16 protein-coding genes are annotated in these 14,704 nt (G+C 74.7%); 14 read left to right on the plus strand and 2 right to left on the minus strand.

All coding sequences use genetic code 11. The features are described from left to right. The 10 genes from ACIWVC_RS22300 to ACIWVC_RS22345 all read left to right on the plus strand — a co-directional run. Positions 1 to 136 (plus strand): DUF397 domain-containing protein (locus ACIWVC_RS22300; RefSeq protein ID WP_396454533.1); only part of this gene is annotated, 136 nt, incomplete at its 5' end. Between the two features lie 94 nt (positions 137 to 230). Continuing rightward, a complete protein-coding gene (locus ACIWVC_RS22305; RefSeq protein ID WP_396446995.1) occupies positions 231 to 374 on the plus strand; it encodes a hypothetical protein in 144 nt (47 codons plus the stop codon). 78 nt (positions 375 to 452) lie between these two features. Next, positions 453 to 3,272, plus strand: a complete 2,820-nt coding sequence (locus ACIWVC_RS22310) for a Na+/H+ antiporter subunit A (protein WP_396454530.1) — start codon at positions 453 to 455, stop codon at positions 3,270 to 3,272. Next, positions 3,269 to 3,694: a Na(+)/H(+) antiporter subunit C gene (locus ACIWVC_RS22315; protein ID WP_396454531.1), complete on the plus strand. Its 426-nt coding sequence runs from the start codon at positions 3,269 to 3,271 to the stop codon at positions 3,692 to 3,694. Before ACIWVC_RS22310 ends, ACIWVC_RS22315 begins: the two co-directional genes overlap by 4 nt. Next, entirely contained in the window at positions 3,691 to 5,211 is a 1,521-nt protein-coding gene (locus tag ACIWVC_RS22320) for a Na+/H+ antiporter subunit D (protein WP_396446992.1), read from the plus strand. The genes ACIWVC_RS22315 and ACIWVC_RS22320 overlap by 4 nt, the downstream gene beginning before the upstream one ends. Further along, positions 5,208 to 5,759 (plus strand): Na+/H+ antiporter subunit E, encoded by a 552-nt coding sequence (locus tag ACIWVC_RS22325; protein ID WP_396446991.1) that lies wholly within the window; start codon positions 5,208 to 5,210, stop codon positions 5,757 to 5,759. The genes ACIWVC_RS22320 and ACIWVC_RS22325 overlap by 4 nt, the downstream gene beginning before the upstream one ends. Then, a complete protein-coding gene (locus ACIWVC_RS22330; protein WP_396446990.1) occupies positions 5,756 to 6,031 on the plus strand; it encodes a monovalent cation/H+ antiporter complex subunit F in 276 nt (91 codons plus the stop codon). Before ACIWVC_RS22325 ends, ACIWVC_RS22330 begins: the two co-directional genes overlap by 4 nt. Further along, complete coding sequence (mnhG, locus tag ACIWVC_RS22335) at positions 6,028 to 6,357, plus strand: monovalent cation/H(+) antiporter subunit G (RefSeq protein WP_396446989.1); 330 nt, start codon at positions 6,028 to 6,030, stop codon at positions 6,355 to 6,357. The genes ACIWVC_RS22330 and mnhG overlap by 4 nt, the downstream gene beginning before the upstream one ends. A gap of 170 nt (positions 6,358 to 6,527) precedes the next feature. Next, on the plus strand, positions 6,528 to 7,676 hold the full coding sequence (locus tag ACIWVC_RS22340) for a sensor histidine kinase (RefSeq protein ID WP_396446988.1): 1,149 nt from the start codon (positions 6,528 to 6,530) through the stop codon (positions 7,674 to 7,676). Then, positions 7,664 to 8,278 (plus strand): response regulator, encoded by a 615-nt coding sequence (locus ACIWVC_RS22345; protein WP_396446987.1) that lies wholly within the window; start codon positions 7,664 to 7,666, stop codon positions 8,276 to 8,278. The genes ACIWVC_RS22340 and ACIWVC_RS22345 overlap by 13 nt, the downstream gene beginning before the upstream one ends. A 1-nt stretch (position 8,279) precedes the next feature. On the opposite strand, the gene ACIWVC_RS22350 is transcribed toward ACIWVC_RS22345, so the two are convergent. After that, positions 8,280 to 9,110 (minus strand): siderophore-interacting protein, encoded by an 831-nt coding sequence (locus ACIWVC_RS22350; RefSeq protein ID WP_396446986.1) that lies wholly within the window; start codon positions 9,108 to 9,110, stop codon positions 8,280 to 8,282. 11 nt (positions 9,111 to 9,121) lie between these two features. Then, positions 9,122 to 10,147 carry an ABC transporter substrate-binding protein gene (locus ACIWVC_RS22355; RefSeq protein ID WP_396446985.1) on the minus strand — a complete coding sequence of 342 codons (1,026 nt, stop codon included), beginning with the start codon at positions 10,145 to 10,147 and terminating at the stop codon, positions 9,122 to 9,124. A gap of 99 nt (positions 10,148 to 10,246) precedes the next feature. On the opposite strand from ACIWVC_RS22355, the gene ACIWVC_RS22360 reads away from it, so the two are divergent. From ACIWVC_RS22360 to ACIWVC_RS22375, 4 genes are read left to right on the plus strand one after another with little or no spacing between them, the layout of a single operon-like run. Then, a complete protein-coding gene (locus ACIWVC_RS22360) occupies positions 10,247 to 11,284 on the plus strand; it encodes a FecCD family ABC transporter permease (RefSeq protein WP_396446983.1) in 1,038 nt (345 codons plus the stop codon). Then, positions 11,281 to 12,330, plus strand: a complete 1,050-nt coding sequence (locus ACIWVC_RS22365; protein WP_396446982.1) for a FecCD family ABC transporter permease — start codon at positions 11,281 to 11,283, stop codon at positions 12,328 to 12,330. The genes ACIWVC_RS22360 and ACIWVC_RS22365 overlap by 4 nt, the downstream gene beginning before the upstream one ends. Then, on the plus strand, positions 12,331 to 13,140 hold the full coding sequence (locus ACIWVC_RS22370; protein WP_396446980.1) for an ABC transporter ATP-binding protein: 810 nt from the start codon (positions 12,331 to 12,333) through the stop codon (positions 13,138 to 13,140). A gap of 56 nt (positions 13,141 to 13,196) precedes the next feature. Then, positions 13,197 to 14,675, plus strand: coding sequence for an MFS transporter (locus ACIWVC_RS22375; RefSeq protein ID WP_396446979.1), 1,479 nt, complete (start codon positions 13,197 to 13,199; stop codon positions 14,673 to 14,675). The last annotated feature ends 29 nt before the right edge of the window (positions 14,676 to 14,704 follow it).

Genomic DNA, 14,704 nt, shown 5'->3' on the forward strand with positions numbered 1-14,704 from the left:
CAACGGCGGGGAGTGCGTCGAGCTGGCGTCCGCTCCCGGTGTTGTCGCCGTCCGCGATTCCAAGGACCCGGACGGCCCGAAGCTGCTGGTGGGGCGTGAGGAGTTCGCGGCCCTGGTGGCGTCCCTCAAGCGCTGACCCCCGAACAGCATTGAGCCCCGGCCCTCATGGGACCGGGGCTTTCTCGTGCCCGAGGAGAAGTGCGGTTACTTGGACGGTCATGGGGCGTTGGATGGCCGGTTGCGGTCAGGGCCGGGCGACCGCGTTCAAGGCCCGAGTCAGGACGGTCTGGTCGGTGGCGTTCAGCCCGGACGGCGAGACCGTGGCCAGCGCCCACGGCTTCGACGACAAGGTGCGGCTCTGGAAGGTGCCCTGATCCCGGGGGTCTCCGTTTCGGGGGCGCTGGTCGGGTAGATCGCCTGCGGACGTGCCTCGGGAGGGAGCTGCGGGCGGCATGCTGGCGCTGGTCGGGATCTATGCCGTCGTGGCGATCGGCGTGCCCTGGGCGCTGGGGCGGTACCGGCGTGTCATGGCGTGTACCGCTGCCCTGGTACCGGCGGCCACCGCGGTCTGGGCGGCGACCCGGGTCGGGCGGGGGGAGCTGAGCACCAGGGCCGTGTGGTCGGCGGACCTGGGGCTCGTGTTCGACTTCCGGGTGGACGCGCTGGCCGTGGTGATGCTGCTGCTGGTCGGCGGTGTCGGGGCTGTCGTCCTGTGTTACGCGGGCTGGTATTTCGCGCGCTCCGAGCGGTTGATGATCGGCACGCTCGTCGCGTTCGCGGGGGCGATGACCGGGCTCGTGCTCGCCGACAACCTTCTCGTCCTCTACGTGTTCTGGGAACTGACGACGCTGAGCTCGTTCGTCCTGATCGGGCATCCGAGGCCGGATCGCAAGGCCGACCGGCGCGCCGCCACGCAGGCGCTGCTGACGACCACGGCGTTCGGGCTCGTCATGCTCGCCGGGTTCGTGGTGCTGGGGCAGGCCGCGGGGACGTACCGGATCTCGGAGCTGGTCGCGGACCCGCCCGGCGGCGCCCCGGCGCGGACCGGTGTCGTCCTGGTGCTGCTGGGGGCGTTCGCGAAGTCGGCGCAGATGCCGCTGCACGGCTGGCTGCCCGCGGCGATGGTGGCGCCGACGCCGGTGAGCGCCTACCTGCACGCGGCGGCGATGGTGAAGGCCGGCGTCTACCTGGTGGCGCGGCTCGCGCCGGCGTTCGCCGGGGTCGGTCCCTGGCGGCCCCTGGTGCTCGCGGTGGGGCTGCTGAGCCTGCTCGTGGGCGGGGTCATCGCCCTGCGGCAGGACGATCTCAAGCGGCTGCTGGCGTACGGGACGATCAGCCAGCTCGGCTTCCTGATGGTCCTGCTCGGCAACGGCACGCGGACGGCCGCGCTGGCCGGGACCGCGCTGCTGCTGGCCCACGGCCTGTTCAAGGCCCCGCTCTTCCTCACGGTCGGCGCCGTCGAGCAGGAGACGGGGACGCGCCGGGCCGACCGGCTGATCGGGGCGGGGAGGCGGCTCCCGGTGCTGGCGATCGCGGCGGCGGCCGCGATCGCGTCCATGATCGGCATTCCGCCGTTCCTCGGGTTCGTGGCGAAGGAGGCCGCGTTCGAGGCGTTCGCCCACGGCGGCCCGGACATCGCCGTCCTCGCGGGGATCGTCGCCGGTTCGGCGCTCACCGTCGCCTACGGGGCGCGGTTCCTCCACGGCGCCTTCCGCGGCGGGACGGACCAGGAGGCGGGCGACCCCTGGGGCCTCGTCGTACCCGTGGTGATCCTCTCCGCCGCCGGGTTCGGCGCGGGGCTCGTCCCCGGCGCGCTGCAAGAGCTGACCGGCCCCTACGCCGGGACGCTGCGGGCGGACGGACCCGGCTACGAGCTCGCACTGTGGCACGGGCTCGGCCTGCCGATCTGGATGACGGCGGTCGCCCTCGTGGCGGGCGCCGGGCTGTACGCCGCGTTCGGCCGGACGTTCCCGGGCCGGTCCGCGCGCCCGTGGCTCCCGGACGCGCAGCGCGGCTACGACGCCGTGGTCGGGGGGACGATGGACGGCGCGCACGCGGTGACGCGGCGGCTGCAGATCGGCTCGCTGCCGGTGTACCTCGGCGTGATCGCCCTGACCGTGCTGGCCGTGCCGGGAACGGCCCTGGTCGCCGGGCTCCTGCGCGGCACCGGGCCCGGCCCGCCCGCGGGCGGCCCGCGGGCGTGGGACGACCCGGCGCAACTCGTGCTCGCCGCCGTCGTGATCGTCTGCGCGCTGGCCGCGGTGCGGGCGCGCGGCCGGCTGTCGGCGGTGGTGCTGCTGTCCGGCGCGGGCTACGGGATGACCGGCCTGTTCGCCACGTACGGCGCGCCCGACCTCGCGCTGACGCTCGTGGTCGTGGAGACGCTCACGCTGTTCATGCTCGTGCTGGTGCTGCGGCGGCTGCCGGAGCGGTTCCCGCCGCGCCTCCGCAAGGCCCCCGCCCGGATCGCCACGGCCGTGATCAGCCTCTGCATGGGCGGGTTCGCCGGGCTCTTCCTGATGGTGGCGGCGCTGAGCCGGAGCACCGAGCCGGTCGGGCCCGGCTACACCCGGCTGGCCGCGGAGGAGGGCACGAAGAACGTCGTCAACCTGATCCTGGTCGACCTGCGGGCGCTCGACACGCTGGGCGAGATCACCGTGCTGGCCGCGACCGCGATGGGCGTCGCGAGCCTGGTGCTGACCGGCCCGGGGACGCGCCGCCGGCCCCGGCCGCGCGGCGGGGACGCCGGGGAGGCGCCGCGGAGCCGCTGGCTCGCCGCGCCCGGCCGCCCGCCGCTGGGCGGCTCGTCGGTCCTGCTGGAGGCGGTGGCGCGGCTGCTGACCCCGACGATCCTCGTGTTCTCGGTCTACCTGTTCTTCGCCGGGCACGGGCGTCCGGGCGGCGGGTTCGTCGGCGGCCTGGTGGCGGGCATGGCGTACGTCCTGCGCTACCTGCCGGGCGGGCGGCGCGAGCTCGCCACGGCCCTGCCGGTCCGCCCCGGCGTCCTGCTCGGCGGCGGGCTGGGGCTCGCGGTCGCCACCGGCGCGGCCGGGTGGGCGCTGCCCGGCGGGGAGTTCCTGACCTCCGACAAGCTCGCCGGGACGGTGCCGGTGCTCGGGCACGTCGAGATCCCCACGAACCTGTTCTTCGACGCGGGCGTCTACCTCCTGGTGCTCGGGCTGGTGCTGATGATCCTCACCACGCTCGGCGCGAGCCTGGAGGAGCCGGACGAGCCGGAGGGCGCGGACGTCCCCGGGGAGGAGGCGGCATGACCGGGCCCGGCCTCGTCCTCGTCGTGCTGGTCGCGGTGCTGTTCGCCGCCGGGTTCGACCTGCTGATGCAGCGGTCCCTCGTCCAGGTGGTGATCGGCTTCTCGCTGCTGGGGCACGGCGCCAACCTGGTCCTGCTGCTCGCGGGCGGCGCCGCCGGCACGCCGCCGCTGCTCGGCGCGAAGGGGCCGGGCCGGACGGTCGACCCGTTCCCGCAGGCGATGGTGCTCACCGCCATCGTGATCACGTTCGGCGTCACGGCGTTCCTGCTGGCCATGGCGTACCGGAGCCGGCGGCTGCGCGGCGGGGACGAGGTCCAGGACGACGTCGAGGACCGCCGGATCTGCGCGGAGCGGAACCGCCGCCCGCGGCCGCCGGACGCCACGCCGCTGGAAGAGGACCCGGGGCGGGAGGACGGCGCATGAACGTCCTCGTCCCGCTGCCGTTCGCGCTGCCGCTGCTCGGCGCGGCGCTGGCGCTGATCGCGCGCCGCCACGCGGTCTGGCTGCGGGTTCTCGGCCCGCTGGCCGCCCTGGGGGGCGTCGCGGCGAGCGCGGCGCTGGTGGCGGCCGTGGCGCGGGACGGCGCGCTCGCCGTCCAGATGGGCGGCTGGGCGGCGCCGTCCGGCATCACGCTCGTCGCCGACCGGCTGTCGTCGCTCCTGCTGGTGGTGGCCGGCACGGTGCTGCTGGCGGTCATGCTGCACGCCTTGGGCGAGGGCGCCGGCGGGACCGGCGAGCACGAGGCGGGCGTGTTCTACCCCGTCTACCTGACGCTGACCGCCGGGGTCAGCCTCGTCTTCCTCGCGGGGGACCTGTTCAACCTGTTCGTCGCGTTCGAGATCATGCTCGCGTCCAGCTACGTCCTGATGACGCTGACGCCCACGGGGGAGCGGGTGCGGGCGGGGATGACCTACACCGTCGTCAGCCTCACGTCCTCGATCCTCTTCCTCACCTCGCTCGGCCTGACCTACGCGGCGGCGGGCACGGTCAACCTCGCCGACCTGTCGACGCGGGTCCCGGACCTGCCGGGCGCGACCCGCACCGCGCTCGGCCTGCTGTTCCTCGTGGTGTTCGGCATCAAGGGCGCGATCGTGCCCATGCACATGTGGCTGCCCGACAGCTATCCCGCCGCCCTCACCAAGATCACCGCGGTGTTCGCCGCGCTGCTGACGAAGGCCGCCGTGTACTCGCTCATCCGCGTCGAGACGCTGGTGTTCCCGCGCGAGCACGGCTCCCGGGTCATGCTCGTCCTCGCCGCCGGGACGATCATCGTCGGCACCCTCGGCGCGCTGACCCACGACGACATCCACCGGGTGTTCTCGTTCATCCTCGTCGGGCACATCGGCTACATGCTGTTCGGCCTCGCCCTGTTCGACGTCGCGGGGCTCACCGGCGCGATCCTCTACCTCGTCCACCACATCGTCGTCCAGGCGACGCTGTTCCTGGTCAGCGACCTCATCCAGGGCCGGACGGGGGAGACCTCGCTGTACCGGCTCGGCGGCCTGGCCGGCCTCTCGGCGTTCGTCTCCGTCCTGTTCTTCATCCCCGCGATGAGCGTGAGCGGCGTGCCGCCGACGTCCGGGTTCGTCGCCAAGCTGGCGCTGTTCCAGGCGGGCGTCGGCTCGGGGAGCGTCCTGGCGTACGCCGTCACTGGCGTGGCCGTGGTGGGGAGCGTCCTCACCCTCATGGCGATGAGCCGGATCTGGACGCTCGGGTTCTGGCGGCCCCGTCCGGAGGACGCCGAGGAGCCGGCCGCGTCCGAGTCCTACACGCACGGCGGCGTCCGGCTCATGCAGTCGGTGACCGCGGTGCTGGTCGTCGCCGGGCTCCTCATCGCCGCGTTCGCCGGGCCCCTCGCGTCCTGGAGCCGGCAGGCCGCGGACGACCTCGTCAGCGGGAACGACTACCGGCACGCCGTCCAGGGCGGAGGGGGACCATGAGAACCGGAGTCCGCCGCACGGTGTCCCGGCTGGCCATGGCCGGGTGGCTCTTCGCGGTCTGGCTGCTGCTGTGGGGGCGGGCCGACGCGCTCGTCCTGGCCGGCGGCGCCGTCGCCGTCACCGCCGTCTACGCGCTGACCCGGCTCCCGGCCGTCCCGACGATCATGCGGATACGGCCGCTGCGGCTCGCGGAGGCGGCGGTGGAGTTCGCCTGGGACCTGCTGCTGTCCAGCCTCGTCATCGCCTGGCACGCCCTGTACCGGCCGCGCGGGGTGCGCGGCGCCGTCGTCGAGGTGGACGCCCGGACGCGCTCCGAGATCGTCCTGCTGGCGGTGACGACCAGCATTTCCCTGCGCCCCGGCACGATCCTGGTCGACCTCGACTGGGACCGGCACGTGCTCTACATCCACGCCATGCCGGTCCGCTCGCAGCGGCAGGCGGACTCCGCGCGGGACGGCGTGCTCCGCACCGAGCACCGGCTGATGCGCGCCCTCGTGACGTCCGAGGACGCCGCCGAACAAGACGTGTCCACCAGGGAGGACCGATGACCATCGTCTACTCGACGACCCTGGCGCTGCTGGGCGCCGCGTTCCTGATGACGGCCGCGCGCCTCGTCCGCGGCCCCTCCACGTTCGACCGCGTCATGGCGGGAGACATCCTCGCCGTCCTGCTGGTCAGCGGGATCGCCGTGCACGCCGCCGTGCACAAGGAGTCGGCGAACGCCGCGGTCCTCGTCGTGGTCGCGCTGATGGGCTTCGTGGGGTCGGTCAGCGCCGCGCACCTGGCGGCGGCGCGGGCGGAGCGGAGGGAGCGGGCATGAGCGCCGCCGACGCCGCCACCGCCGTCCTGCTCCTCGCCGGCTCGTCCTTCTGCGCGGCCGGGGCGCTCGGCATGCTCCGGTTCCCAGACCTGCTCACCCGGCTGCACGCCGCGACGAAACCGCAGACGATCGGGCTGCTGCTCGTCCTCGCCGGGGTGGCGCCGCAGGCCGGGTCCGTCTCCTCCGCCGTCCCGTTCCTGCTGGTGGCGGCGTTCCAGCTGATCACCGCCCCGGTCACCGCCCAGACCATCGCCGGCGCCGCCTACCGCGCCGGGCTCATCGACCCCGCCGCCCTCACCCTCGACGAGGGCCACCGCGCGACCTGAGACACCGCCTTCAGCCCACGCCGGGAGGGCGGCCCCGGACGGAGGCCGTCGTTGCGGTGGCGGCGAGCAGGGCCTGGCGGAGCGGGTTCTCGACCGCGGCCGCGATGCTGCCGCGGCGCGGGCGCAGTAAGATCCACCGGTCGGTGGACAGAGGGGTGCGGGGAACGAACATGGCCGGGGAGCCGGTGGCGCGGGCCGAGAACGTCTGGCGGCGCTCGTATCCGCTCTGGGAAGCCTACTTCGGGATGGTGCTGGTCGGCACCATCGCCGCGACCGCGGCCGACGAGGTGCCGCCGGGCCGGCGCGCCGCCGCGATCGCGCTGCTCGTGCTGCTCGGCGTCGCCTACGCCGCGATCGGGCGGAACGCGCTCCGGTCGGAGGGGGTGCCGCGGCCCGGGTGCCGGGTCTACGCGGTCGCGGTGACCGGGCTGTTCGTGCCCGCGACGCTGCTCGCGCCGGTGACGGCGACGGGCCTCGCCGCGCTGGCCCCGCTGGTCTACATGATCTACGGGGCGGGGCGCGGGTTCGCGCTGGTGCTCGTCCTGCTGTCCGGGCCGGTGGGGCTGGGGCTGGCCGAATCGGGGGCGGGCACGGCGACGACCATCGTCATCGTGGCGGCGGGCATCGCGTGCAGCGGGCTGCTCGCGGTGTTCATCGGGCGGATGGGCCGCCAGAACCACGAGCGGATGCGCCTCATCGAGGAGCTGGACCGGACCCGCGGCGAGCTGGCGGAGGTCAGCCGCGAGGCGGGCGTGCTCGCCGAGCGGGAGCGGCTCGCCCGCGACATCCACGACACGATCGCGCAGGGGTTCGCCTCCATCGCGATGCTGCTGCAGGCGGCGCAGGCCGAGGTCGGGCCGAACCCGCACCTGGAGCTGGCGCTGCGGTCGGCGCGCGAGAACATGGCCGAGACGCGGGGCCTGGTCGCGGCGCTGGCGCCGCCCGCGCTGGACGGCAGCTCCCTGGTGGAGGCGCTGCGGCGGATGGCCCGCGACTTCGACCTTCCCGCCGACCTGGCCGTCGAGGGCGAGCCGCGGCCGCTGGACGCCGTGGAGGTCGTCCTGCTGCGGGTGACGCAGGAGGCGCTCGCGAACGTCCGGAAGCACGCGGGGGCGACGCGGGTGCGGGTGCGGCTGGAGTACGGGGACGCGGTGCGGCTGACGGTCGCCGACGACGGGCGCGGCTTCGCGCCCGACCGGGTCGAGCGCGGGTTCGGGCTGCGCGGGATGCGGAGCCGGGTCGAGCAGGCCGGCGGGACGTTCACCGTCACCGGCGACGGCGGGACCGTGGTCGAGGCGGTGATCCCGTGCTCCGCGTGATGATCGTCGACGACCATCCGGTCGTCCGGGAGGGCCTGCGCGGGATGCTCGCCGCCGAGCCGGACATCGAGGTGGCGGGCGAGGCCGCGTCCGGGGACGAGGCCGTCGCGCTGGTCCCCCGCGTCCGCCCCGACGTCATCCTGATGGACCTGAGGATGCCGTCCGGGGACGGGGTGAGCGCGATCGAGCGGCTGCCGGGCCACCGGATCCTCGTGCTGACGACGTTCCAGGACGACGCCGACATCGTCCGCGCGATCGAGGCGGGCGCCGTCGGCTACCTGCTCAAGGACGCCTCGCGCGCCGACCTGACCGCGGCCGTCCGGGACGCGGCGGCGGGCCGGTGCGTCCTGTCGCCCGAGGTGTCGGCGCGCCTCGCGGCGGCCGGCGGGACCGACGCGCCGCCCGTCCTGTCGGCGCGGGAGGCGCAGGTGCTCGCGCTCGTGGCGGAGGGCCTCACCAACGCCCAGATCGGCGAGCGCCTCTACATCGGCCAGGCGACGGTGAAGACCCACCTGCTGCGCATCTTCGCCAAGCTGGGCGTCTCCGACCGCACCGCCGCCGTCATGACCGCCCTCCAGCGCGGCCTCATCGCCGCCCCCTGACTCACTCCTCGGTGGCGGGGCCGCCGCCCGCCTCGTACTCGGCGAGGAGGTCCTCCTCGGTGGCGCCGCGGCGCCAGTAGCCGGTGAAGGTGACGGCGCGGCGGTCCATGCCGCGTTCTTTCACCAGGTGGCGGCGCAGTGCCTTGACCATGGCGGACTCTCCGGCGATCCAGGCGTAGGCGCCGTCCGGGATCTTCGCGCCGCGGACGGCGTCCACGAGGCCGCCGGGGGAGACCCAGTCGATCTCCGCGTCGGCGGCGGTGGGCGGCTCGCGGCGGTCCCCGGGGTGCGGGACGTCCACCCAGACCTGGGCGGTCGTCCCGGCGGGCAGCCACGCGAGGTTCCCGGCGATGGCGGGCAGCGCGGTCAGGTCGCCCGCGATCACGACCGGGGCGCCGGGCGGCGGGCGGAAGTCGTAGCCGCCGTTGTCCGGGCCGGTCGGGGCGAGGATCGTGACGCGGTCGCCCGCGCCGGCCGCCGACGCCCACCGCGACGCCGGGCCGGACGTGCCGTTGCCGTGCAGCGCGAAGTCGACGTCCAGCTCGCCGGGACGGTGGTCGCAGACCGTGTAGGAGCGCATGATGCCGCGCTCCGCCGGGTCCAGCGCCCGCCACTCGTCGAACCAGGTGGCGCCGTCGCGGTTCTCCGGCATGACGGGCGCGTCCTGGTGCGGGTGCGGGAGGAACAGCTTGAAGCGCTGGTCGCGCCCGGCGGTCGCGAAGCCGTCCAGCGACGCCCCGCCGAGGGTGATCCGGACCATGGACGGGCCGAGCCGCTCGGAGCGGACGACGTGCACGTCGAAGAAGGCGTAGGGATGGGCCGGAGTGGTCATCGCGCCGCCTTTCAGCCGGTCTTCTTCGCGGACTCGACGGCCGCCGCGAGTGCTTCGAGGAGCGGCGCGCAGCCCTCGTAGGAGAAGCGGGGCTCGGCGTTCCACGGGATGACCTGCCCGGCCTTCACCGCGGGCAGGTCCTTCCAGGTCGGCTTGGAGCCGAGGTCCTTCGGCTGCAGTGCCTGCGTCCGGGAGTCGAGCATGATGAGGTCGGCCTTGTACTTGTCGGCGTTCTCCCAGCTCAGGCTCTCGAAGTAGTCGTCCTTGCCGAGCTTGTCCGGCACGATCAGGTCGACGCCGAGCTCCTTGTAGTAGATGAGGTCGGCGTTCTTGGCCGGGCTGGACGCGTAGAACAGGTCGGGGCTCGCCGACGCGGCGAGGACCTTCAGCCCGGGCTTGGCCTTCGCCGCCGCGCGCACCGCGTCGGCGGCCTTGTCGAACCGGGCCTTGGCGGCGGTGACCTTCGCCGACTCCAGGTCGGCGCCGAGGGCGGCGGCGAGCGCGGCGGTCCGCTCGATCGGCTTCGGCAGCGGGACCGATCCGGCGGCGATGGCGGCGCTCGGCGCCAGCGCGTAGATCTTGTCCTTGCTCTCCGCGGGGACGTAGAACAGCTCGCCCTCGATGAACATGTTGTCGACCAGGAGGTCGGGGCGCAGCGCGGCGTACTTCTCGATGTCGAACTCGCCGTAGGCGTTGCCGATGATCTCCAGCCGGTCGACGGGCAGGTTCCCGGCCTGCGGGTCGGGCCTGCCGTCCTTCAGCTTCGTCGGCCCGAACACGCCGACGATCTGCTCGTCGACGCCGAAGTCGTAGAGGGCGGCGGCGGCGGCGGAGTAGCCGACGATCCGCCGCGGGCGCCGCGCGGCCTCGATCTTCGTGCCGCGGTCGTCGGTGAACGTCCAGGCGCCGCCGGGCGAGGCGGTGCCGCCCGCGCCGCCGTCACCGCCGCAGGCGCTGATCAGCGCGCCGAGGGCGAGGGCGCCGCCGGCGCCGAGGACGGCGCGGCGGGTGAGGGGGCGGGCAGCGGTATACGACATGTGAACTTTCTCCTGAATCAACTGCGGTGGCCGGATAGTGGGCTGGCGAGAACTTAGGTTAACCTAACCTAAGATCTTGTCCAGAGGAGGGCCCGCCAGGTGCTGTCGACCACGCCGCGACCGCTCGCCGAGCGGCCGGCCGCACCCCCCGGCCGCGCACGGCGGGCGACCGGACTCCTCGGCGGGGTCCTGTTCCTGCTCGCCGCCGTCGCGCTCAGCCTCGCCGTCGGCGCCAAGCCGCTGTCGCTCGGGGAGGCGTGGGACGGGCTCGTCGACCCCGGCTCGGCCGCGTACCCGCTCGTCCACGAGATGCGCCTCCCGCGCACGCTGCTCGGCCTGCTCGCCGGGACTGCGCTCGGGTCGGCCGGCGCCGTGATGCAGGCGCTCACCCGCAACCCGCTCGCCGACCCCGGCATCCTCGGCATCAACGCGGGCGCGGCCGCCGCCGTCGTGTCGGCGATCTCGTTCCTCGGCATCACCTCGTTCACCGGCTTCGTGTGGTTCGCGTTCGCCGGCGCCGGCGCGGTCGCCGTGCTGCTCTACGCGGTCGGCGGCGGCCGCGGCGCCACCCCGGCGCGGCTCGCGCTCGCGGGGGCCGCGCTGAACGCCGGGCTGTTCTCCTACGTGAACGCGGTGCAGCTCCTCGACACCGCGTCCCTGGACCGGATGCGCTTCTGGACGGTCGGCTCGCTCGCCGCCGCGCAGGACTACACCGTCGTCCGCGTCGCCCCGTTCGTCGCCGCCGGCCTGGTGCTCGCGCTGCTGCTCGCCCGCCCGCTGAACGCGATGGCGATGGGCGAGGACGCCGCCCGCGCGCTCGGCGCCGACCCCGGGCGCGCCCGGATCGCCGCGATCGCCGCGGTCACCCTGCTGTGCGGCGCGGCGACGGCGGCGTGCGGGCCGATCATCTTCGTCGGGCTGATGGTGCCGCACCTCGTCCGCGCGCTGACCGGCCCCGACCTGCGCCGGCTCCTGCCGTACTGCGCGGTCCTGTCGCCCGCGCTGATGCTGGCGGCGGACGTCCTCGGGCGCGTCGCCGCACGCCCGTCCGAAGTGCAGGTCGGCATCGTGATGGTGGTGGCCGGAGGGCCGGTGTTCCTGTACTTCGTCCGGCGTCCCCGGAAGGGCCTCGCGTGAGCCGCACCCCGCACTTCGCCGTCGTCCGGACGCCCGCCGGGCTCTCGCTCCGCTTCCGCCCGCGCGCCCTGGTCGTGGCGGCGGCCTGCCTCGCCGCGGCGCTGGGGACGGGCGTCCTGCTCATCGGCAGCGGCGACTTCCCGATGAACCCCGCCGACGTCGCCCGCACCCTGCTCGGGCGGGGCGCGCCCGCCGACTCGCTGATCGTCAACGAGATCCGGCTGCCGCGGGCGGCGGCGGCGCTCGCCGTCGGCGCCGCGCTCGGCCTGGCCGGGGCGGTCTTCCAGTCGCTCACCCGCAACCCGCTCGGCAGCCCCGACGTCCTCGGCTTCACCCAGGGCGCGGCGACCGGCGTCCTCGCGGTGATCGTGTTCGCCGGCGGCGGCACCGCCGCGGTCGCGGCCGGCGCGGCGGGCGGCGGGCTGCTCACCGGCTTCGCCGTGTACGCGGTCGCGGGGCGGGGCGGCGCGCACGGGCAGCGGCTCGTCCTCGTCGGCATCGGCGTCGCCGCGATCCTCACCGGCGTGAACGGCTACCTGCTCACCCGGGCGCAGATCATCGAGGCCGCCCGCGCGGTGCTGTGGCTGACCGGCAGCCTCGACGGCCGCGACTGGGCCGACGCCGCGCCGGTGCTCGCCGCGCTCGCCGTCCTCGGGCCGCTCGTGCTCGCCGGCTGCGGCCGGGCGCTGCGCATGCTGGAGATGGGCGACGACGCCGCGCACGGCCTCGGCGTCCCCGTCGAGCGGGTCCGGCTGATCCTGCTGGCCGCGGCCGTGCTGCTCACCTCGCTCGCCGCGGCGGCGGCCGGTCCGGTGGCGTTCGTCGCGCTGGCCGCGCCGCAGCTCGCCCGCCGCCTCACCCGCACGGCGGGCCCCGACCTGCTGCCCTCGGCGTGCATGGGGGCGGCGCTGCTGACCGCCGCCGACTGGGTCGCGCAGCGCGCGTTCCCCGGCCACCAGCTCCCGGTCGGCGTCGTGACCGGGCTCATCGGCGGCGGATACCTGGTCTGGCTCCTCGTGACCGAACGCAAGACGGGACGGATCTGAATGAAGGACGCGAACGCCCGGCTGACCGGGACGGGGCTCACCCTCGCCTACGACAGGCGCACGATCACCGAGGACCTCGACGTCGCCGTGCCGGACGGGTCGTTCACGGTCATCGTCGGCCCGAACGCGTGCGGCAAGTCGACGCTGCTCCGGGCGCTCGCCCGGATCCTGAAGCCGGCGGCGGGGACGGTCGTGCTCGACGGCAGGCCCATCGCCGGCTGGCCCGCCAAGAGGCTCGCCCGGACGCTCGGGCTGCTGCCGCAGTCGTCCATCGCGCCGGAGGGCATCACGGTCGCCGACCTGGTGTCGCGCGGCCGGTACCCGCATCAGAGCCTGCTGCGCCAGTGGTCGCGGGAGGACGAGCGGGTCGTCGCCGAGTCGATGGCCGCCACCGGCGTCGCGGACCTCGCCGGCCGGCACGTGGACGAGCTGTCGGGCGGGCAGCGCCAGCGCGTGTGGATCGCGATGGCGCTCGCCCAGCAGACCCCGCTGCTCCTGCTCGACGAGCCGACGACCTACCTCGACATCGCCCACCAGATCGAGGTCCTCGACCTGTGCGCGCGGCTGCACCGGGAGGGCCGCACGGTCGTCGCCGTCCTGCACGACCTGAACCACGCAGCCCGCTACGCCACCCACATGATCGCCATGCGGGACGGGCGGATCGCCGCGGCCGGGGACCCGGCCGAGGTCGTCACGGCGGAGCTGGTCGAGGAGGTGTTCCGGCTGCCGTGCCGGGTGATCGAGTGCCCGGAGACCGGGACGCCGCTGGTGATCCCGGCCGCGCGCGGCCGCGTCCCCGCGTTCCGTTGACCGCCAAATTAGTTGTAGGCTTATAACGTTTGTATGCCTACAACGATAGGACCGCAGTGCCCGAACTCAGCCACCGCCGCAGGTTACTGGTCCTCGGCATCTGCTGTATGAGCCTGCTCATCGTCAGCCTCGACAACACCATCCTCAACGTCGCGCTGCCCACGCTGCAGCACGACTTCGGCACCTCGGTGTCCGGGCTGCAGTGGACGATCGACGCCTACCTCATCGTCCTCGCCTCGCTGCTGATCCTCGCCGGCTCGACCGCCGACCGGATCGGGCGCCGGCGGGTGTTCCAGACGGGCCTCGCGCTGTTCGTCGCGGGGTCGGTGCTGTGCAGCCTCGCACCGTCCCTCGGCTGGCTCGTCGCCGCCCGCGTCGTGCAGGCCGTCGGCGGCTCGATGCTCAACCCGGTCGCCATGTCGATCATCACGAACGTGTTCACCGAGCCGCGCGAGCGGGCCCGCGCCATCGGCGTGTGGGGCGCGGTCGTCGGGCTCAGCATGGCGATGGGGCCGCTCGTCGGCGGGCTGCTCGTCGACTCGGTGGGGTGGCGGTCGATCTTCTGGCTGAACGTGCCGATCGGCCTCGCCGCGCTCGCGCTGACCGCGCTGTTCGTCCCCGAGTCGCGCGCCGGGCGGCCGCGCCGCCCCGACCCGCTCGGCCAGGCGCTCATGATCGTGCTGCTCGGCACGCTGACCTACGCCATCATCGAGGCGCCCGGCCGCGGCATCGGCGACCCCGCCGTCTACGGCGCCGCGATGCTCGCCGCGGCCTCCCTCGCCGGGTTCGTCGTGCACGCGCTGCGCGCCCCGCAGCCGCTGATCGACCTGCGCTTCTTCCGCAGCATCCCGTTCTCCGGCGCGACCCTCATCGCCATCAGCGGGTTCGCCGCGCTCGGCGGGTTCCTCTTCCTGAACACGCTCTACCTGCAGAACGTCCGGGGCATGTCGGCGCTGCACGCCGGGCTGTACCTGCTGCCGATGGCCGCGATGACCGCCGCGGTCTCGCCGCTGTCGGGCCGCCTGGTCGGCGGCCGCGGACCCCGGCCGCCGCTGCAGATCGCCGGGGCGGCCATGCTCGCCAGCGGCCTGCTGTTCGCCGTGTTCGGCGCCGAGACCCGCGACGTCACGCTGTTCGCGTCCTACGTGCTGTTCGGCATCGGGTTCGGCATGGTGAACTCGCCTATCACGAACACCGCCGTGTCCGGGATGCCGCGCGCCCAGGCCGGAGTGGCCGCCGCCGTCGCCTCCACCAGCCGGCAGATCGGGCAGGCGCTCGGCGTCGCGGTGATCGGCGCGGTGCTCGCCGCCGGGACGTCCGCGGCGGCGTCCGGCACGCCCGGCGCGGACGCCTTCGTGTCCGCCGCCGGCCCGGCATACTGGATCCTGACCGGATGCGCGGCGGCCGTCCTCCTGCTCGGCACGGTCACCACCGGCCGGCGGGCCGCGCGCAGCACCGCGCGTGTGACCGAGCTGTTCGACGCCGGCGACCCGGCCCCGGAGGGACCCCACGTGACGGGAGCGAGCACCCGATGACCGAGCCCGCCACCGAGCCCGGCACCGAG

The organism is Actinomadura sp. (genome assembly GCF_044508335.1).
Lineage (GTDB): Bacteria > Actinomycetota > Actinomycetes > Streptosporangiales > Streptosporangiaceae > Spirillospora.

Coding starts and splice junctions, on each gene's coding strand:
- ACIWVC_RS22330 (WP_396446990.1), top strand. CDS start 5,756: ATGACCATCGTCTACTCGACGACCCTGGCGCTGCTGGGCGCCGCGTTC.
- ACIWVC_RS22305 (WP_396446995.1), top strand. CDS start 231: ATGGCCGGTTGCGGTCAGGGCCGGGCGACCGCGTTCAAGGCCCGAGTC.
- ACIWVC_RS22320 (WP_396446992.1), top strand. CDS start 3,691: ATGAACGTCCTCGTCCCGCTGCCGTTCGCGCTGCCGCTGCTCGGCGCG.
- ACIWVC_RS22370 (WP_396446980.1), top strand. CDS start 12,331: ATGAAGGACGCGAACGCCCGGCTGACCGGGACGGGGCTCACCCTCGCC.
- ACIWVC_RS22325 (WP_396446991.1), top strand. CDS start 5,208: ATGAGAACCGGAGTCCGCCGCACGGTGTCCCGGCTGGCCATGGCCGGG.
- mnhG (WP_396446989.1), top strand. CDS start 6,028: ATGAGCGCCGCCGACGCCGCCACCGCCGTCCTGCTCCTCGCCGGCTCG.
- ACIWVC_RS22315 (WP_396454531.1), top strand. CDS start 3,269: ATGACCGGGCCCGGCCTCGTCCTCGTCGTGCTGGTCGCGGTGCTGTTC.
- ACIWVC_RS22350 (WP_396446986.1), bottom strand. CDS start 9,110: ATGACCACTCCGGCCCATCCCTACGCCTTCTTCGACGTGCACGTCGTC.
- ACIWVC_RS22340 (WP_396446988.1), top strand. CDS start 6,528: ATGGCCGGGGAGCCGGTGGCGCGGGCCGAGAACGTCTGGCGGCGCTCG.
- ACIWVC_RS22355 (WP_396446985.1), bottom strand. CDS start 10,147: ATGTCGTATACCGCTGCCCGCCCCCTCACCCGCCGCGCCGTCCTCGGC.
- ACIWVC_RS22310 (WP_396454530.1), top strand. CDS start 453: ATGCTGGCGCTGGTCGGGATCTATGCCGTCGTGGCGATCGGCGTGCCC.